This window comes from Streptomyces sp. NPDC051776, from assembly GCF_040681345.1.
Classification (GTDB): domain Bacteria; phylum Actinomycetota; class Actinomycetes; order Streptomycetales; family Streptomycetaceae; genus Streptomyces.
Genome location: NZ_JBFAYQ010000012.1, coordinates 36,587 through 54,192 on the forward strand (window position 1 = coordinate 36,587; position 17,606 = coordinate 54,192).

The window sequence follows — 17,606 nt, forward strand, 5'->3', positions numbered from 1 at the left end:
CCGGCCGCGGCCGTACTCTGGCCGTCTACGCGTCGTAGAGCAGGGGGCAGGATGAGCAACGACCACATCGGCCGACGGATCCGACAGCTCCGCAAGGTACGGCAGTTGTCCGTAAGGCAGCTCGCCGACCGCGCCGCGGTTTCCGTGAGTGCGCTGGAGAAGTACGAGAGCGGCGATCGCAACCCGCCGCCCGGCGTTATCGCCCAGCTCGCACGGGCGCTGAAGGTCGGCCCGGACCGGATCACGGGACAGCCGTACGTCAACGGGGCCGAGAGCGAGGAGCAAGCCCAGGCAGTCATCCCCGAACTGCGCCGGATCCTCCTGACCTACGACAACCCCGACGATCTCGTGGTCGCTGCGCGTCCGTTGCCCGTACTGGCCGCCGAGATGGACCACGTCGCCCAGATGCGGCAGGACGGCAAGTACGTCCCTATGGGCCCGCTGCTCCCAGGTCTGCTCACCGAGCTCACGCACGTCGCCCTCTCGACGTCCGGCCGGGACCAGCAACAGGCGTATTGGTGGCTCGCTCGCGGCTACCGGGCGACGAACAGCCTCGCCCACAAGCTGGGATACCACGACCTCAGCCTCACCGCCGTTGAGCGTGTCCGCTGGGCAGCCGACCGGTCCGGCGACCCGCTCATGCAGGTCACCGCGGCCTACCTCAAGGCCGGCGCGATGGTGCGCATGGGCACCTTCTCCTCGGCCCGCCGGGTCCTGGAAGCACTCGAGGGGGAGATCGAACGCCTCGCCCCGGAGCACTCCATGACGGACGCCCAGCTCGCCCTTCACGGCGCGGTGCTGCTGAAGTTGGCGATCCTCGAGGCACGGGACGGCAACGGCGACCGCGCTCGGCAGCGACTCGACGAGGCCCGCCAGGCCGCCGCCCTGCTGCGCGCCGACACCACGCACTATGAGATGTCCTTCGGACCGACCAACGTCCGGATCCACGAAGTGGCCGCGCTCATCGACTCCGGCGACGCGGAGCAGGCGCTCGCCCGGCTCCGTGAGTGGGGCACCGAACAGGACCGGGACGAGTGGGAGTTGCCCGCAGGGATCGTCGCCGAGCGCGCGAGCCACCACCACATCGACGTCGCCGCGGCCAGGCTCGCCGAGGGCGATCGGACGGGCGCTCACCGGGACCTGATGGAGGCCCGACGGCTGTCGCCCAACCACGTCCGGTATCACCCCACGGTGAGGTCAACAGCGGCGACGCTGGTCCGTCTGGACCGCTCCTCGGACGACAGCCTCGCCGGATTTGCTCGCTGGGCCGGAGCCTGACGGCCTGTCAAGCGCATTCGGCAGAATTCATCCCCACACATTGTGGGGGCACCTGCACTACCTCGCGGCACGATCTCCTCACTGACAGCAACGTCGAGGAGATCGTGCCGTGTTCACTACCAGCGGCGTCGAAGCAGCCCGCGAACGGCTCGCCGCAGCAGACCCAGACCTCCCACACGCCGAGCGCTGGTTCGCCAACGTCGGCGTCGCACTGCTCCCCGTTGGCCGGTCCTGGGACGCCGTTCGCGTGGACGGCCCCCTCGCCAACACCGTGCTCAGTTCAGGCATCGCAGGCCCCGTCATCCGGGACCACGACAGCATGTACTTCCTCGTCCCCTCCGGCACCTCCGCCGCATGGGCCGTAAGAGGGAGCGCAGCCCTTGGGCCCGCCTGCTACGTCGCCGTGCCCTCACCGGAACGAACCACTGGCCCTGGCGTCCACTGGGCGCAGGCACCGGACGGTAGCGGCGCTCTCGTGAATGCCGCCGCCCTGAGGCTCGCCCTCGAGGGAGCCGCCCTGTGAGCCCCACGATCATCCGCGCCGCGGACTGGACTCTCAGCACGGAGACCGCCGAGGGGGCACCCCGCGAGCCGCTGTACGAGGCCGAGTGCACGATGTGCGGTGAGTCGTCGGCCGCGACCGAGGGCGACCGAGTCGGCCCTGAAATGTGGGCGCTCAAGCACACCGGCGCAAACCCCGAGCACCGCACGTACCGCGCACTCATCACCTCGTTCTGGCGCGTCGCCCCCGCCCCCGGCAACCCGCTGCGCGAAGAGGAGACCGCAACATGCTGAGGAACTGGTGCTCGTGGCACGGGGCTTCGGCCGGGACATGCGCCTCGTGAAGATCGTCGAGACCGGCTCCGGCCCTGGCGGCATGCTCTACGCCTGCGGCGACTGCCGCGGAAGCCACTCGCTCCCCGTGCTCGACGAGGAGGCGGCCGCAACCTCACCCACGCGGTGCACCTGAGACCGGGTGGCCGACGTGGCGGCGGATCCAATACACCGTCGGCCGCCCTGCACAAACCCACCCCGGAACCCGCGCCCCTGGCAGATCGGACGCCCCGGGGCAGGCCCACCGCACGCCAAATGCCCACACCATTCAGGGGGACCGTGTACTCGATCACTACACCGCCGGCCACGCCCGCCACCGACTGGACCGCGTTCCGCAACTTCGCGATGCTCAGAGGCCAGCTGCGGGTCTCGCTGACGCCTCGCTGCAACCTGAAGTGCTGGTTCTGCCACAACGAAGGCGACATCCCGCCACCCCTGCACCGCGCCGAACAGCCGCGCACGCGGGAGCTGTCCGCCGACGACTACGTGAACATCCTGCGCACACTCATCGAACGCGGGGGTCTCAAGCGTGTGTACTTCACAGGCGGAGAGCCGCTGGCATCGCCGCTCGCCCGCCCGGTTCTCACCCAGCTCCCCGTGCTGGCACCGGATGTGAACCACACCCTGATCACCAACGGCACGCTCGTGAGGGCCCATAAGGACTGGCTCAGCAAAACCCACCTGGACAAGGTGAAGGTCAGCCTGCACTACTTCTCGGACGAGTCGCTGCGCGCCATCGCCCGCACGCGGGTGAGTATCGGAGCCATCCTCGACGGCATCGAGGTTGCGAGGGAGATCTTCGATCGAGTCGAGCTGAACTGCCTACTGCAACGCGAGAACGCGCATGAGTGGCAGGACATCCTGACCTACGCCCTGAACCGGCGCATGTCGCTCCAATTCATCGAGCTGGTGGACACCGATTTCAACCTCGACCGTCAGTCGAGCGCAGTACCTGCACAAAGGATCACCGATCACCTTCGGACACTGACCAGCGAAGAAGAGGTCGAGATCTCGGGTGTCGGCCAAGGCCGACGTGTCTTCCGCGTGGACGGTGTCGAGATCGACGTCATCGAACGCGGTCTCGGCCGCCACCACGTCGGCCAGTGCGGCTCATGCCGCCTGCGGTCCAGTTGCGTGGAGGGCTTCTGGGCTCTGCGCCTGGATCACGCCGGCGGAATCCAGCCGTGCCTACTGCGGGATGACCTGCGTGTGGGCATCCGGCCGCTACTGTCCGACCCGGACAGCATTCCGGCGGCCGTTGCACAGCACGTGACCGCTTTCACGGAGGGAACTCTATGAGCTGGCTGACTGGTCCGTACAAGCCGGAAGAGGGGCAATGCAGCGGCCCGTTCATCGTCGTGGAAGGAGTGTCCGGCGTCGGCAAGTCCACGCTGACGCGGATCCTCGGTGAGAAGCTGAACGCGGCTACCCTCCACACACTGCCGGAGCCGCTGAGCCGGTTCGCCTCAGCGACGAACCGCGAGCTGCGCCCGCTACCACAGTTCGCTTTCTACCTTGCAGGAGCGCTGCACGCCTCGGACGTGATCCGCGAAGGCGGGGAGAAGGGGCCAGTTGTCGCCGACCGGTACGTGTCTTCCGTTATCGCCTGCCACGCGGCCGCGCACGGCGCGAGCATCGACCAAGTCACCCAGCTGCTGGAGCCGTTCCGGCCCTACCTCGTGACGCCGGACCGGACGTTCTACCTGCGCTGCTCGGAGGAGTTACTGCGGACGCGCATGAAGAGCAAGACGGATCTCAAGGCGGACGACACCGAGCTGTTCGACGTGCCCGGCCGACTGCCGACGCTGCTGGACAACTTCGAGGCTGTGGCCGCCGCGGACCCCACTGCGGTGGTCATGGACACCGACGGCCGCAGCCCCGATCAGCTCGCCGAAAACATCCTCGCCACCCTGGAGGCCGACCGTGCTTAACTCGATCAAGGTAGACGCGGTGATCCGCGACGACCGGGCCACCGGCACCTTCCCCAGCGAGATCCACGAAGGCGTGGGCTGGTGGGTAGCCTCCTGCTTCGTCATCGTGGCCAGGACCAGCGCCCTGGTCCTCGCGCACGACGGCAGCCCGGCCGGTGAGCTGTTCGTCGACCGGATGGGCAACGGCGCCACCAACGCGCAGCACTACGCCTGCCAGGTCTCCGTGCTCGGCCAGGCCGACGAGACGCAACTACTCGATGCGGCGCGCCAACTGGGCGGAGTGCCGGCCGCACGGGTGTCCGCCGACGGCACCACGGTGACGATCGATCTGTACGCGGAGGATGGCTCACGGATCACCGAAGAGACCGGCTGGGCGAAGATCCGTGATCAGATCCGGAACGACCAGGTGCCGCGGCCGGTCAACGACCAGGCCAAAGGCTGCGTGATCAATCGGGCGGACCTGCTGACGACGGCGACGGCAGCATGACGATCAACGCGCATCAGGTCATCGGCGAAGAGGGTCGCAGCATCCTGTTCGTCACCCTCGACTCGCTGCGCTACGACGTGGCCTGCGAGGCCCTGGCGGCCGGGCGGACTCCGCGCCGGGCCGGTTGGCTGCCCGGCGGGCAGTGGGAGGAGCGCACCACTCCGGGCACGTTCACCCTCCCGCGCATATGGCGTTCTTCGCCGGGTTCCTGCCGAAGCTGAAGCAGCCGGTGCAACCACCGCGGCTGTGGGAATGCCGGCCCCCGGCGATCAAGACGCCGCACCCGGACACGTTCGTCTTCGACGCGCCGAACCTCCTCGAAGGACTGGTGCAGCACGACTACCGCACGGTCTGCGTGGGCGGGGTCACGTACTTCTCCCGAGAACCCCCCCTGGGCAGCGTGCTGCCGGACCTGTTCCAGGAGGACCACTGGCGGCCGGAGTTCGTCTCCACCGAGTCCGACTCGACCCGGCATCAGGTAGACCAGGCGCTCGAGCTGGCCGTGAAGTACCAGGACCAGCCGTTGTACCTGTTCGTCAATGTGAGCGCGACTCACGTCCCCCACGGCCACTACATCGGGGAGTCGGAGGACACCGTGATGTCGCAGGCGGCGGCGCTCTCCTACGCGGATGCCCACCTGGGGCGGCTCCTGGACGGACTTGCCGTACAAGGCCGGTGGCTGGTGATCCTGTGTGCGGACCACGGCGACGCCTACGGCGATGACGGGTACGTCGGGCGGGGCATTGCACACCCGGCGGTTTGGACTGTCCCCTACGCCTCGATGACCGTTGGGTGACACCTGTCCCCGGGCCCGGTCGTCCGCTTCCCCGCTCTTGGTTGACCACCGCTCCTCGCGATGCCACCGGGCCGTGCGGCCGACGGGAGCGGCGCTGCTCGACGAGCCCAGTCGGCGGGGGTCGGGCGGCGTCCTCTCAGGGTCGGTGCTTCATGATCGTTCGTAGCATCGAGCTTGAGCCGACTGCCTGCTTGAGGCAGGAATGGAGGCTGCGGCGGACTTTTCCCGCGTCCGGGTTCCCACCGCTCCGCTCCATCCCTACCGTCAGCCGGGGTCGAGCGGGATGACGCCGATACGTTCCTCCGGGGTCTTGCCCCGCAGCGCCTTCGCCAGCGCCGCGGCGACGTCCTCCGGCGAAACGGGCTTCTTGCTGCCGTCGCCCTTGGTGATGAGGACGCCTTCGAAGGTGCTGCCGTACAGCTTCTTCAGCGCCGCGCGGTCGTAGACCTCCACCAGCCTGCCGTTGACCGGCTTCACCGACAGGATCTTGGGCAGCGACTTGTCGGGCCCGAAGGGGATCGACTTGCCGCCGGCCTTGATCGTGACCAGATCGGACATCGCCGGTTCGGCGAACTCCTTCATCTTCCGGTCGATCTCGGCTTTGCTGATCGACGGCTTCTGCATGCTGACGGGCAGGGCGAGCGCCGCGTTCCTCCCGGTCTCGGCCCGCTCGCGGTACGCCTCCTCGACGGCATCGACCGCCTGGTTCACGTCCAGCGCCTTGTGCGTCTTGCCCGGTACGGCAACGGCCTTGCCCGGCACGAACTTGATGGTCCCGTCCTGGCTGCCCGCGGCCTGGCCGGAGAGCGTCTTCAGGGCCGCGGCGAGCTTCTCCTCGTCGATCTCGATCGCGGGCGTGCCTTCGCGGGCGCCCCCGAAGAGCGAGCCGATCACGGAGACCGGGTTGTAGTCGCGTCCGGCGACATCGCGCACGGTCTTACGGGTGTCGAGGGCCAGGCCCGCGGCGGACGGCTTGAGCTGCCGCTCCTTGCCGTCGATGGTCACGGTCATGGGCCCGTTGATCCGGTCACCGAGGGCGCCGTCCAGCTTGGCGACGGCGTCCTCCTTCGTCATGCCGCCGATGTCGACGCCGAGGACGGTTGTCCCGTTCGGCACGTCCGCATGGTCGAGCACCAGGCCCGCCCCGTACGCGACGACGGCCAGGCCGGCGAGGCCCGCCCCGGCCAGAACGAGCTTGGAGCGGCCCTTCTTCGCGGGTGCGGACAGCGGTGCGCTCGGGACGTCGACCGGTGCCGGCGCCGGGGAGTCGTGCCCATCGGGTGCCGAGGGGCCGGAGGGGAAGGCCCGCTCGCCGGCGGCGGGGCTCCCGGGGAAGGGTGCCGCGGGACTCCCGGGAAACGGGGCAGCGGGGCTCCCGGGGAACGGGAATTCGTTGGACGACGGCACCCGCGGGATGCCACTCACCAGGGTGTCGCCCGAAATGCGCTCCGGTCCGCGCGGACCGCCCTCGCCTCCGGGGCCTCCTGGCCCTTCCTGTCCGCCCGGCACCTGGCCATTGCCAGGGCCCGCAACACCAGGACCGGGAGCAGCCGTACCGGGAACACCCGGGCCGGGACCACCAGGGCCGGGGCCGACCGCACCGATCCCGGGAGCCGGCGGGAGCTGCCCGGTGTCACCGAGCGCGGGAGTCTGCCGGGTGAGCCGGGCGGTGTCATCGCTCGCGCCCTGGCCCGGAGGATGCTGGAACCCGGGGGGCAGCAGAGGCATGTCACCGGTCATCGGCCCGGACGTCGGCCCCGCGGGACCGGCGGATCCGGGGTGACCGGGCCGACCCGGCGGGCCGCCGGAAGGCGGTGCACCGGCGGAGCCAGACCCGTACACGGGCAGGGGCCCGGTGCCGCTGTCACCGCTCCGGCCTCCGCCGTACGGGCCGGAGCCGTCGGCGCCGTACACAGGTGTGCTGCCGGTGTCACCCGGCCTGGGCACCTGCCCGGGACCATGACCCGGTCCCTGCCCGGGGCCTTGGCCCGCGCCGGGCCCGGGACCTGCCCCGGGCGCACCGGCTCCGGTGCCCGATCCGCCGGAGAAATACGGAAGGTCGGAACGCTGCCGCTCGCCCGAGGGCGGCGGGGTGGGCTCCGCCGGTACCGGCGGGGTGGCCGACGGTGGCTTGCGCGGCGCGAACCAGTCGCTCGTCTTCGCCTCTTCCCTGCCCTCTGCGCTGCCGCCGGGACGCGGCGCAGGCGTCTCGCTCCGCGGAGCGAGGGCGGGGAGACCGGCCGGCGGCGTGGGCGACGTGCCGGTGACGGAGGAGGTGGGTCCCGCGGCGGCGGGGTCCGAGTCCCCGTCCTCGACCGGCTTGCGCACGACGACCGGCGGAATGGGCCGGGAGCCCGGGATGTTGATCCGGATCCGGGTCGTCAGCGTCGTCTCGGTCCTCGGCTCCTCGGGCTTGCGCGCCTCGCCGTCGTTCGCGGCGGCGTCATCGCGCCCGGCATCCTGCGTGGGGTGCAGGGACGGGTACTGGCGGGTGCCGTACGGCGGGGTCCCCGACGGGTACGCGGCTCCGCCGCGGCCCTGGGGCCCGGAGGACGAACTGTCAGTTTCTCGGCTCAAGGCTGGTTCTCCCGGTTAGCTCCGCCACCCATGACCGTGCTCGGGCGGCTCGGCGGCGCGCTCCACCATACTGGGCAGCGCCGACGCCGACCCCTGGACGGCCGCAACGCCCACCCCGAAGGTGGTCCGGGCGCCCTGGGGGTTTGCCACGTCACTTGCCAAGTCGGGGGGCTTGCACGGCCGGTGGCGGCACATGGGGCAGGGTGGCACACATCACAGCCACAAAGAGCCCGCCCAGCAGGAACACGTACGACCCGGCACCCGCACCGAAAACGAAGTCGCCCTCGGGACGCGTGGCCGTGAGCAGCATGACGGTGATCAGCCAGCCGCCCGCCGGTACCGCAGCACCGACCCGGGAGTCGAGCACCTTCACACCGCCGTAGCAGACACCGGCGACGCCCAGCAGAGCGAGCACCAAACCGGCGGGAAACCAGGCCGCTTGGACGAGCGCGCCCGTCCCGCCGACGAGCGCGCCCAGCACGAACACGACGACGTACGCCGTAAGACGCCCGACGGTCACCGGTCCGCTCCCTTCACGTCCGCCGCGGAGGAGACACCGGCGAACAGGTCGGACTCGGGCGGCTTTCCGCCCGGTTCGCCCCGGACGAGCCGGTAATGCTCCTCGGTGAAGAGGGGCTGGCCGAGGTCGTTGGAGAGCGCGAAGAAGGGGCCGTCGACGGCGATCTGCGTGGCGTGCGCCCGCATGGCCGCCGCCTTCGCCGCCGAGTACGCCCGCCCGTCGATCCGGGCCGAGACCTCCCTGTCGTCGACCACACCCGGTACGTCCTCGGCCGTGGCGATGCCGTCGAAGCTCACGTCCGCCTCGCGCAGCCGGGCAAGTCCGGCTTCGGCGGCGGAGCGTGACAAGCAGTTCCAGTAGATCTTGGCGATCGTGTGCGCGGCGCCGAGGTCGGGGCGGAAGGCGGGATCGGCGGCCAGGTCGGCGGCGCGCATGGCGACGCGGTGGGCCTGGATGTGGTCCGGGTGGCCGTAGCCGCCGTTCTCGTCGTAGGTGACCAGCACCTGCGGCCCGATCTCCCGGATCACCGCGACCAGATGGGCCGCGGCCTCGTCCGGGTCGGCCTGCCAGAAGGCGTCGGGGCGGTCGTTCTGCGCCAGCCCCATCATCCCGGAGTCGCGGTAGCGTCCCGGACCGCCGAGGAAGCGGTGGTCCGTGACCCCCAGCTCGGCCATGGCCGCGGCCAGTTCGCCGATGCGGTGCGTGCCGAGGGTGTCGTCCCGGTCGGCGGCGAGATGGGCGAGGTCGGCGGGGATCACCTCGCCCTCCTCGCCGAGCGTGCACGTCACCAGAGTGACGTGGGCTCCTTCGGCCGCGTACTTGGCCATGGTGGCGCCGTTGTTGATCGTCTCGTCGTCCGGGTGTGCATGGACCAGCAGGAGACGGCGGCCGGGGAGATCGGTCATGCGTACAGCGTACGAGCCGGGCGCCGGCGTACGGGCCGGGCGCCCGGAGCGGTCAGAACTTGATGCCGCCGATCATGCCCGCGACATTCGTGGTCAGCTCGCTGATCGTCGGGGCGACGGACGAACTCGCCAGGTAGAAGCCCAACAGCATGCAGACCACCGCATGTCCTGCTTTGAGCCCGGCTTTCCGGACGAGCAGGAAGACGATGATCGCCAGCAGCACTACCGCCGAGATCGAGAGTGCCACGGCGGTTCACCTCCAAAGACGGGGCCGAATCAACGAGCGGATGATTTCGCACTGCCGCAGGCTTCTCGCCCACTGTGCGCAACTGATCATAACTTTCCGCTCCTGAGCATGGATCGGTGCACGGGTGCAGAGAAGGGGCGCACGGATCCGCCGCCGGGGGGCGCCCAGCGCAGGGCGGAAGCGCCCCGCCGCGGACGGCCCCGCCGCGGACGGTTCCGGGTCGGCCCGGGGGCGCCCGCCCCGCCCGTCGGAGCGACAGGAGATCGATGCGGTGTCCCGGGGGCGGGGCCGCGCATAGGGTCTGGGGGCATGACGGGACAGATCTCCTTTCCGCGCCAGCACGCCCGGACTCAGCGCTTCACGCTCGGTGCCCCCCGAGCCTTCACCGTTTCCCCGGACGGCGAGCGCGTCGCCTTCCTGCGCTCCAGGAGCGGCACCGACCGGGCGAACCTGCTCTGGGTGCACGATCCCGGCTCCGGCGAGGAGCGGATCGCCGCCGATCCCGAGGCCCTGCTGGGCGGCGCGTCCGAGGAGTTGTCCGCCGAGGAGCGGGCCCGGCGGGAGCGCAGCCGGGAGGGGGCCGCGGGGGTGGTCGGTTACGCGGTGGACGAGGCAGCCGAGTTGGCCGCGTTCGCGCTCTCCGGCCGGCTGTTCACCGCGGAGCTGCGCGCCGGTACCGCACGTGAACTCCCCGTCCCCGGACCGGTCGTGGACCCGCGGCCCTCGCCGGACGGGCGCCGCGTCGCCTACGTCGCGGGCGGTGCGCTGAGGGTCGTGGACGCCGACGGCGCAGCGGACCGCGCGCTCGCCGCTCCCGGTGACGGCGAGACCGATGTCACATACGGGCTGGCCGAGTTCATCGCCGCCGAGGAGATGGACCGGGCCCGGGGCTTCTGGTGGTGCCCGGACAGCGAGAGCCTGCTGATCGCCCGGGTCGACGAGTCGCCGGTGCAGCGCTTTTGGATCTCCGACCCGACCCACCCGAACCGGGCGCCGCAGGAGGTCGCGTATCCGGCGGCGGGGACGGCCAACGCCGACGTCCGCCTGCTGCTCGTCGGCCTCGACGGCTCCCGTACGGAGGTGGAGTGGGACCGCGCCGCTTATCCGTACCTCGCGCGCGTGCACTGGTCGCCGGCCGGCCCCCCGCTGCTGCTGGTGCAGGCCAGGAACCAGCGCGACCAGCTCTACCTCACGGTCGACACGGGGACCGGCGGGACGCGGATGCTGCACGCCGACGAGGATCCGGTCTGGCTGGATCTGTTCCCCGGTGTGCCCGCGTGGACCCCGGACGGACGGCTGGTTCGGATCGCGGACGAGGGAGGGGCGCGCGTGCTCGTCGTGGGCGCCCGCCCGCTCACAGGGCCGCAGTTGCACGTCCGGGCGGTGCTGGACGTCTCGGCCGACGACGTGCTGATCTCGGCGTCCGCGGGGCCGGAGGCGGACGACCCCGGCACCGGCGAGATCCATGTCTACCGCATCAACGAGCTGGGCATCGAGCGCCTCTCGGAGGGCCGCGGTGTGCACTCGGCCGTGCGCTGCGGATCCGTCCTGGTGCTCTCCTCGGCCTCGCTGGAGACGAGCGGCGCCACGGCCCGGGTGCTGAACGACAGCAAGGCCGTGACGGTCATCCCGTCGTACGCCGAGAAGCCGGTGCTCACGGCCGCGCCCCGGCTGGTCCGGGCCGGCGCGCGCCACATCCCGTGCGCCGTGCTGATGCCGACCGGCTACCGCGAGGAGGACGGTCCGCTTCCGGTCCTCATGGATCCGTACGGCGGGCCGCACGGCCAGCGCGTCGTGGCCGCCCACAACGCCCACCTCACCTCGCAGTGGTTCGCCGACCAGGGCTTCGCCGTGGTCGTCGCCGACGGCCGCGGAACGCCCGGTCAGTCACCGGGATGGGAGAAGGCAGTCGCGCACAACCTCGCGGGCGTGACACTCGACGACCAGGTGGAGGCGCTGCAGTCACTGGCCGGGAACCATCCCCTCGACGTCACCCGGGTCGCCATCCGCGGCTGGTCGTACGGCGGTTATCTCGCCGCGCTGGCTGTGCTGCGCCGGCCCGACGTCTTCCATGCCGGCGTGGTGGGGGCGCCCGTCACCGACCAACGGCTGTACGACACCCACTACACGGAGCGGTACCTCGGCCACCCGGACGAGCAGGGCGAGGTCTACGACGCGAACTCGGTCGTCACGTTCGGGGGCCTCTCGGGCGCCGCGGAGACCCACCGCCCGATGATGATCATCCACGGGCTCGCCGACGACAACGTCCTCGCCGCGCACACCCTGCGCCTGTCCTCCGCGCTGCTCGATGCGGGCCGGCCGCACGAGGTGCTGCCGCTGTCCGGGGTGACCCATATGACGCCGCAGGAGCAGGTGGCCGAAAATCTGCTGCTGCTTCAGGTCGACTTCCTCAAGCGGTCCTTGGGTCTGGACTGAGCCCGCGACGCTCCACGCCGACGCTCCCGCCCGCCGCGTGTGGCCCAGCTCCCGCCCGCAGCCGGCGTGGCAGACGCCCGCGCCCGCAGCCGGCGTGGCAGACGCCGGCGCCTGCCCCACTGGACGCGCCTGACTTCACCGGACGCGCGCCGCCCGCCCGCCCTTCGGGAGGGGGTGGGCGGACGCGTGCCGGGCGCCCCCGGCGGCTGTCACCAGTGCGGCGGACGGGCGGCGTACGGCTCGTCCTCCCGGTAGCCGTACTCGGCTGTGTCCGCTCCCGGCACCGGCCGCTCTCCGCGCCGCGCCAGCACCGCGAGCACCACGAATCCGGCGAAGGTCTCCAGGAGCGCTGTGCCCACGCTCAACTGCTCCTGGAGGGAGAGCTCGCCGAACTGCGCGAGCATCCGGCCGCGTTGCTGCGCGGAGATGCCGGTGAGCCCGCGGGCGAGCAGGACCACGGCCGCTGTCGAGCCGAGCGCCCGCGCGAACCCCGTGCGCCGGAGCGCGGCGACCGCGCCCGCGAGGCTCAGTGCGACGACCGTCCAGCCGAGCCATCCGTACGGCGGCTGGAGAAGTGCGTAGACATTCTGCGGACCGTCACCGAGGAGCACCTTCCGGTACGTGGTCCAGCCCCACTCGCCGGCCCTGTTGATCTGCCAGGCGGCTCCGCACACCGCGGCCGCGGCCAGCAGGACAGCGGCGGCGAGCGAGGCGCCCCTGCCCGGCCGGGGCGAAGGCGGTTCACCGGGCGCAGGGCGGCGCCCGGCTGCCACGGTCAGCAGCAGTAGGACCCCGATCACGACGCCCGCCGCGGCCGTCAGTGTTGCCCGTGACCGGAGTTCGTCGTCGATCACCCGCATCCAGTCGGAGCGGAGCATCCACAGGCTGGGGAGACGCAGGACCATCGTGGCGACCGCGGCGGATGCGAGTGCTCCGGCGGCGGCGGCCGCCGACTGGAGCGCGATGAACGCGGCCACGGCGTGAACGCAGAGGAGCACGGGATCGACCAGTGAAGTGCCCCAAATGCCCCCTTCCGCACGGGAGGGCATACCGGCCCAGAGCCACCACACGTCCACGGGCTCGGCGGCCGCCGTGAAGTCCTGGATGATCCACATCAGTTCGATCAACGCGAGCAGGGCACAGGCGAATGCCCCGAATAGGCGTGCTCCGCGCACGAGTGTGCGCCCCTGTCCCATGCCTGCGGTTCTACCCCGCAAGGCGGCCTTTCGACAAGCGACCGGCCGGGGAGGGCCCCAGCCCGCCCCGGCCGGTCTACGGCACCCGCACGGCCGTACGGTCTCCACGGTGGTGCGTCCGTATATCGGAGTTGCGTCAATGAAGTTGCTAGTACGTTAACGAAGTTGGTCAGGATTTATCCGCCATGTCCTGGCACGACGGACCGGTGTCAAGCACGCCGGGACGTCGATCTGCGAAATCTTCGCTCAAGAAGCGAAGAGTCGGACGTTCCCCACCGCTTTGCCTCTTGACGCGCGTTGATTAGCTCGTAAGAGTTCCGGTCAATCAACAGCGCGACCCGCTGCTCTTCTGTGTCAAACAATTTTCGCCTCCGGGGGCATGAAGCCAATGACGAGCCCAACCCAAGCTGCTGGTACGACCGCCGACGCAGCGACGGTTCCGACGACTCCCGAGAAAAGCTCGGGCAAGGACCCGTCCCTCACGGGCCGTTCCCCCGGCCAGTTGATGTGGCTGCGCTTCAAGCGGGACCGCACGGGCGTCATATCGGCGCTCGTGGTGCTCTTCTTCTTCGCCATCTCAGCCCTGGCCCCGGTCATCTCGATGCTCTACGGCAAGGACCCGTACACGTTCTACGGGCAGGAGCAGGCGGGCCTGCTGGACGAGTTCGGCGACCCGACGGGCGCCAACGGCGGTATCTCGAGCGAGTTCTGGTTCGGCCTCGAGCCGAACCTCGGACGTGACGTCTTCACCCAGCTCCTGTACGGGATGCGGACCTCTCTCTACACCTCCATCGTCGTGACGATCCTGATGGTGATCACCGGCGTGATCATCGGCCTGGTGGGGGGCTTCTACGGCGGCAAGGTCGACTACTGGCTCGGCCGGCTCACCGACTTCCTCCTGGCCTTCCCGGGCCAGCTCTTCTTCATCGCCACCATGCCGGTGATCACCGCGGTCTTCGTGGACCCGCAGGACGAGACGCCGACCTACATCCGGGCGCTGGCGATCATCATCGTGCTGTGGTTCCTCGGCTGGATGGGCATGAGCCGCCTGGTCCGCAGCTCCACCCTGTCGCTGCGGGAGCGGGAGTTCGTGGAGGCCGCCAAGGTGTCCGGCGCATCGCCGTGGCGGATCATCCGCAAGGAGCTGCTGCCGAACCTGGTCACGCCGATCCTCGTTCAGGCCACGTACCTGCTGCCCTCCACGATCCTCTCGGTCGCGTTCCTGTCGTACGTCGGCGTCGGTTTCCTGGAGCCGACACCGGACTGGGGCCGGATGTTCGCCATCGCCGGACGCATCTACGAGACCAACCCGACCTACATGTTCTTCCCGGGCATCGCCATGGTGATCTTCGTGGTCGCCTTCAACCTCCTCGGCGACTCCGTCCGGGATGCCTTCGACCCGAAGTCCGGACGGTAACCGTCCATTCGAGGGGGGTGGCTGCCGACCCTTCGCCGGGACCCTTCCGGACACGGCAGCGCAAATGGATCACAACCGACAGGAGCACCAGACGCCATGAACATTGGCTCTACGCGCAGAGCACGCGCTCTCGTGGTCGCACTCGCGGCAGGCTCGCTTGCGCTGGCCGGATGCAGCGGCGGCAGCAACAGCGGCAAGGACAAGTCCAGCACCCAGGAAGACGCGAAGGCCCAGTCCGAGGCCGTTGAACTCGGGGACGCCGCGGCGTCCGAGGGACCGGCCTCCGAGGTCAAGGGCGCCAAATCCGGTGGCACCGTCACCGTGTGGCAGACCGCCGACTTCTCGCACCTGGACCCCGGCCAGATCTACGTCAGTGACGCCGGTCTGCTGGGCCGCCTGATCCACCGCGGGCTCACGCAGCTCAACGAGGACGAGAACGGCAAGAAGACCGTGGTCGGCGACCTCGCCACCGACTCCGGCAAGTCCTCGGACGGCGGCAAGACCTGGACGTACACCCTCAAGGACGGCATCAAGGACTCCGAGGGCAACAAGATCACGTCCAAGGACGTCCGCCACACCGTGGAGCGTCTGTACGCGCCGTTCATCACCGACGGCCCGATCTACCTGCAGCAGTGGCTGTCCGGCTCCGGCACCACCTACCGCAAGGCGCTGCCCGACGGTCCGTACAAGGGCAAGCACCTGCCGGACTCCGTCCTGGAGACTCCGGACAAGAAGACGATTGTCTTCCACTTCAAGGAGGCCCAGCCCGACGTCCCGCAGATGCTGGCGATGCGCGGCTACTCCATCGTGCCGGAGAAGGCGGACACGAAGGAGAAGTACGACAACAAGCCGGTCGCCCTGGGCCCGTACAAGATCAGCGACTTCAAGCCCGGCAAGAGCATGCAGCTGGTCAAGAACCCCAACTGGGACCCGAAGACCGACTCGGTCCGCAACCAGTACCCGGACGGGTTCGACATCTCGTTCAACGTCCAGGACGCCGAGCAGACCAAGCGCATCCTCGCAGACCGCGGCGAGGCCAAGAACGCCGTCATGTTCACCGGCGCGGTGGACGTCAGCCAGGCGAAGAAGGTCGTCAACGACAAGAAGGCCTTCGCGCGCACGATCCGCGGTTACCAGCCGTACGTGTGGCAGCTCAACATGAACATGGACCGCATCAAGGACAAGAGGGTCCGTGACGCGATCACCTACGCGCTGCCGAACCTCCAGATCATCCGCCCCGACGGTGGCGCCTACGCCGGTGAGCCGGCCGGTGGTCTGCTCGCCCCGACCGTCCCGGGTTACGAGAAGGGCTACGACCCGTACGGCAAGATCGCCAAGCCGAACGGTGACCCGGAGAAGGCGAAGAAGCTTCTGAAGGAAGCCGGCAAGGACGGCATGAAGCTCGTCTACGCCTACGCCAACAACGACATCCGCGGCCAGCAGGCAGTGATCATCACCAACGCGCTGGAGAAGGCCGGCTTCGACGTCCAGAAGAAGGACATCGACGACGCCACCTGGTACGAGCAGGTCGGCAAGGTCAAGAACGGCTACGACGTCTACATGACCGGCTGGGGCCAGGACTGGGCGTCCGCCTCGACCGTCATCCCGCCGTCCTTCGACGGTTCGCAGATCCAGGACGGTGCGTCGAACTACACGCACCTGAACAACAAGCACGTCAACTCCGAGATCGCACGCATCGCGAAGATCACCGACCCGGAGAAGGCGACGGCCGAGTGGACCAAGCTCCACAAGTACATCGTGGAGAAGATCAACCCGGCGGCGCCGATCTACTTCACCAAGCAGTTCCAGATCTACGGCTCGAACATCGGTGGTGCCCGCTACAACTCGGACACCAGCTACACCGACATCAACCGGATCTTCCTCAAGAAGTAACCGCAGTACGTAGCTAGGAACCAGGGGGCGCCCGCCCCGGCGGAGCGGGCGCCCCCCTGGCAAGCCCACCTCCCAGCAGCCGCCGTCCCGAGAGCAGCGAACCGATGCTTCAATTCCTCGTACGCCGGACGTTCGGCGCCGTCGTGATCCTCATCCTGATCAGCGCGTTCACGTTCTTCCTCTTCTTCGCCATCCCACAGGACCCGGCCATGCTGGCATGCGGGAAGAACTGCACCCCGGGGGCGCTGAAGATCATCCACCAGAACCTGGGCCTCGACCAGCCCGTCCCGGTCCAGTACTGGGAGTTCATGAAGGGCATCGTCGCGGGGCGCGACTTCGCCGTCGGCCACTGCAGCGCCCCCTGCTTCGGCGTCTCCTTCAACAACAACCTGATGATCTGGGACACGATCATCGACCGCTTCCCGATGACCCTCTCCCTGACCGTCGGCGGCCTCGCGGTCTTCCTGACGGTCGGCCTCGGCGCCGGCATCATCGCCGCCCGCCGCAAGGGCACCATGACCGACAAGACGGTCAGTTCGGTCTCGCTCGTCCTGAGCTCGATGCAGATCTACTTCCTCGGCCCGATCGTGCTGGGCCTCCTCGTCTACAGCACGGGCTGGCTGGACAACCCCAAGTACGTACCCATCTCCGAGGATCCCGGCGGCTGGTTCATCGGGCTGCTGATCCCGTGGTGCGTGATGGCGGCGATCTTCACCGCGCAGTACACGCGTATGTCGCGCTCCACCCTGATCGAGCAGATGCAGGAGGAGCACGTCCGTACGGCGCGCGCCAAGGGCATGTCGAAGAACTACGTGTTCTACCGGTACACCTGGCGCGGCTCGCTCACCCCGATCGTCACCATCCTCGGCATGGACCTCGGCGCGCTCTTCGGTGGCGCCATCGTCACGGAGACGACCTTCAGCCTCGCCGGCATCGGACGCCTCGCGGTGCAGTCGGTGCAGAACAAGGATCTGCCGCTGACGATGGGCGTGATGCTCTTCAGCGCCGCGTTCATCCTTCTGTTCAACATCATCGTGGACGCCGTGTACGCCTACATCGACCCGCGCGTGCGCCTGTCCTAGGAGACCG

At 69.5% G+C, this 17,606-nt stretch carries 18 protein-coding genes; 13 read left to right on the forward strand and 5 right to left on the reverse strand.

Translation table 11 applies throughout. The features are described 5' to 3' along the window. The first annotated feature begins 51 nt into the window (after positions 1–51). The 9 genes from AB0M26_RS12470 to AB0M26_RS12510 all read left to right on the forward strand — a co-directional run bounded on the left by AB0M26_RS12470 (position 52) and on the right by AB0M26_RS12510 (position 5,326). Positions 52–1,278 carry a helix-turn-helix transcriptional regulator gene (locus AB0M26_RS12470; protein WP_365258740.1) on the forward strand — a complete coding sequence of 409 codons (1,227 nt, stop codon included), beginning with the start codon at positions 52–54 and terminating at the stop codon, positions 1,276–1,278. A 109-nt stretch (positions 1,279–1,387) separates the two neighbouring features. Further along, positions 1,388–1,801 (forward strand): hypothetical protein, encoded by a 414-nt coding sequence (locus AB0M26_RS12475; RefSeq protein WP_365258743.1) that lies wholly within the window; start codon positions 1,388–1,390, stop codon positions 1,799–1,801. Beyond that, a complete protein-coding gene (locus AB0M26_RS12480; protein WP_365258746.1) occupies positions 1,798–2,073 on the forward strand; it encodes a hypothetical protein in 276 nt (91 codons plus the stop codon). The genes AB0M26_RS12475 and AB0M26_RS12480 overlap by 4 nt, the downstream gene beginning before the upstream one ends. 13 nt (positions 2,074–2,086) lie before the next feature. Further along, the gene (locus tag AB0M26_RS12485; protein WP_365258749.1) at positions 2,087–2,248 is read left to right on the forward strand and encodes a hypothetical protein; all 162 of its coding nucleotides are present in this window, start codon (positions 2,087–2,089) and stop codon (positions 2,246–2,248) included. A gap of 119 nt (positions 2,249–2,367) precedes the next feature. Further along, positions 2,368–3,411 (forward strand): radical SAM protein, encoded by a 1,044-nt coding sequence (locus AB0M26_RS12490; RefSeq protein ID WP_365258751.1) that lies wholly within the window; start codon positions 2,368–2,370, stop codon positions 3,409–3,411. Next, positions 3,408–4,043 (forward strand): AAA family ATPase, encoded by a 636-nt coding sequence (locus tag AB0M26_RS12495; RefSeq protein WP_365258754.1) that lies wholly within the window; start codon positions 3,408–3,410, stop codon positions 4,041–4,043. Before AB0M26_RS12490 ends, AB0M26_RS12495 begins: the two co-directional genes overlap by 4 nt. Further along, complete coding sequence (locus AB0M26_RS12500; protein WP_365258757.1) at positions 4,036–4,530, forward strand: hypothetical protein; 495 nt, start codon at positions 4,036–4,038, stop codon at positions 4,528–4,530. The genes AB0M26_RS12495 and AB0M26_RS12500 overlap by 8 nt, the downstream gene beginning before the upstream one ends. Further along, entirely contained in the window at positions 4,527–4,751 is a 225-nt protein-coding gene (locus tag AB0M26_RS12505; RefSeq protein ID WP_365258760.1) for a hypothetical protein, read from the forward strand. Before AB0M26_RS12500 ends, AB0M26_RS12505 begins: the two co-directional genes overlap by 4 nt. Continuing rightward, positions 4,718–5,326, forward strand: a complete 609-nt coding sequence (locus AB0M26_RS12510) for an STM4013/SEN3800 family hydrolase (protein WP_365258763.1) — start codon at positions 4,718–4,720, stop codon at positions 5,324–5,326. The genes AB0M26_RS12505 and AB0M26_RS12510 overlap by 34 nt, the downstream gene beginning before the upstream one ends. Positions 5,327–5,590: 264 nt before the next feature. Here AB0M26_RS12510 and AB0M26_RS12515 read toward each other — a convergent pair whose 3' ends face one another. From AB0M26_RS12515 to AB0M26_RS12530, 4 genes are all read right to left on the reverse strand, one after another. Continuing rightward, entirely contained in the window at positions 5,591–7,903 is a 2,313-nt protein-coding gene (locus tag AB0M26_RS12515) for a hypothetical protein (protein WP_365258766.1), read from the reverse strand. A gap of 151 nt (positions 7,904–8,054) precedes the next feature. Beyond that, positions 8,055–8,423 carry a DUF6113 family protein gene (locus AB0M26_RS12520; protein WP_365258768.1) on the reverse strand — a complete coding sequence of 123 codons (369 nt, stop codon included), beginning with the start codon at positions 8,421–8,423 and terminating at the stop codon, positions 8,055–8,057. Continuing rightward, positions 8,420–9,328, reverse strand: coding sequence for an N-acetyl-1-D-myo-inositol-2-amino-2-deoxy-alpha-D-glucopyranoside deacetylase (mshB, locus tag AB0M26_RS12525; protein ID WP_365258771.1), 909 nt, complete (start codon positions 9,326–9,328; stop codon positions 8,420–8,422). The genes AB0M26_RS12520 and mshB overlap by 4 nt, the downstream gene beginning before the upstream one ends. A gap of 52 nt (positions 9,329–9,380) precedes the next feature. Continuing rightward, complete coding sequence (locus AB0M26_RS12530) at positions 9,381–9,575, reverse strand: hypothetical protein (protein WP_360851860.1); 195 nt, start codon at positions 9,573–9,575, stop codon at positions 9,381–9,383. 309 nt (positions 9,576–9,884) lie between these two features. On the opposite strand from AB0M26_RS12530, the gene AB0M26_RS12535 reads away from it, so the two are divergent. Beyond that, positions 9,885–12,011 (forward strand): prolyl oligopeptidase family serine peptidase, encoded by a 2,127-nt coding sequence (locus tag AB0M26_RS12535; protein WP_365258774.1) that lies wholly within the window; start codon positions 9,885–9,887, stop codon positions 12,009–12,011. A gap of 209 nt (positions 12,012–12,220) precedes the next feature. On the opposite strand, the gene AB0M26_RS12540 is transcribed toward AB0M26_RS12535, so the two are convergent. Then, a complete protein-coding gene (locus AB0M26_RS12540) occupies positions 12,221–13,207 on the reverse strand; it encodes a hypothetical protein (protein ID WP_365258777.1) in 987 nt (328 codons plus the stop codon). 388 nt (positions 13,208–13,595) lie between these two features. Here AB0M26_RS12540 and AB0M26_RS12545 point away from each other — a divergent pair, with 388 nt between their 5' ends. The 3 genes from AB0M26_RS12545 (at position 13,596) to AB0M26_RS12555 (ending at position 17,599) form a co-directional block, all read left to right on the forward strand. Beyond that, the gene (locus AB0M26_RS12545; protein ID WP_365258780.1) at positions 13,596–14,624 is read left to right on the forward strand and encodes an ABC transporter permease; all 1,029 of its coding nucleotides are present in this window, start codon (positions 13,596–13,598) and stop codon (positions 14,622–14,624) included. A 96-nt stretch (positions 14,625–14,720) separates the two neighbouring features. Further along, positions 14,721–16,517 (forward strand): ABC transporter substrate-binding protein, encoded by a 1,797-nt coding sequence (locus tag AB0M26_RS12550; RefSeq protein WP_365258783.1) that lies wholly within the window; start codon positions 14,721–14,723, stop codon positions 16,515–16,517. A gap of 104 nt (positions 16,518–16,621) precedes the next feature. Next, positions 16,622–17,599: an ABC transporter permease gene (locus AB0M26_RS12555; RefSeq protein WP_365258786.1), complete on the forward strand. Its 978-nt coding sequence runs from the start codon at positions 16,622–16,624 to the stop codon at positions 17,597–17,599. The last annotated feature ends 7 nt before the right edge of the window (positions 17,600–17,606 follow it).

What these genes read in the sequence shown, in the direction of transcription:
- AB0M26_RS12470 (WP_365258740.1), top strand. Translation starts at nt 52, where the DNA reads ATGAGCAACGACCACATCGGCCGACGGATCCGACAGCTCCGCAAGGTA.
- AB0M26_RS12490 (WP_365258751.1), top strand. Translation starts at nt 2,368, where the DNA reads ATGCCCACACCATTCAGGGGGACCGTGTACTCGATCACTACACCGCCG.
- AB0M26_RS12495 (WP_365258754.1), top strand. Translation starts at nt 3,408, where the DNA reads ATGAGCTGGCTGACTGGTCCGTACAAGCCGGAAGAGGGGCAATGCAGC.
- AB0M26_RS12505 (WP_365258760.1), top strand. Translation starts at nt 4,527, where the DNA reads ATGACGATCAACGCGCATCAGGTCATCGGCGAAGAGGGTCGCAGCATC.
- AB0M26_RS12510 (WP_365258763.1), top strand. Translation starts at nt 4,718, where the DNA reads ATGGCGTTCTTCGCCGGGTTCCTGCCGAAGCTGAAGCAGCCGGTGCAA.
- mshB (WP_365258771.1), bottom strand. Translation starts at nt 9,328, where the DNA reads ATGACCGATCTCCCCGGCCGCCGTCTCCTGCTGGTCCATGCACACCCG.
- AB0M26_RS12535 (WP_365258774.1), top strand. Translation starts at nt 9,885, where the DNA reads ATGACGGGACAGATCTCCTTTCCGCGCCAGCACGCCCGGACTCAGCGC.
- AB0M26_RS12540 (WP_365258777.1), bottom strand. Translation starts at nt 13,207, where the DNA reads ATGGGACAGGGGCGCACACTCGTGCGCGGAGCACGCCTATTCGGGGCA.
- AB0M26_RS12545 (WP_365258780.1), top strand. Translation starts at nt 13,596, where the DNA reads ATGACGAGCCCAACCCAAGCTGCTGGTACGACCGCCGACGCAGCGACG.
- AB0M26_RS12550 (WP_365258783.1), top strand. Translation starts at nt 14,721, where the DNA reads ATGAACATTGGCTCTACGCGCAGAGCACGCGCTCTCGTGGTCGCACTC.
- AB0M26_RS12555 (WP_365258786.1), top strand. Translation starts at nt 16,622, where the DNA reads ATGCTTCAATTCCTCGTACGCCGGACGTTCGGCGCCGTCGTGATCCTC.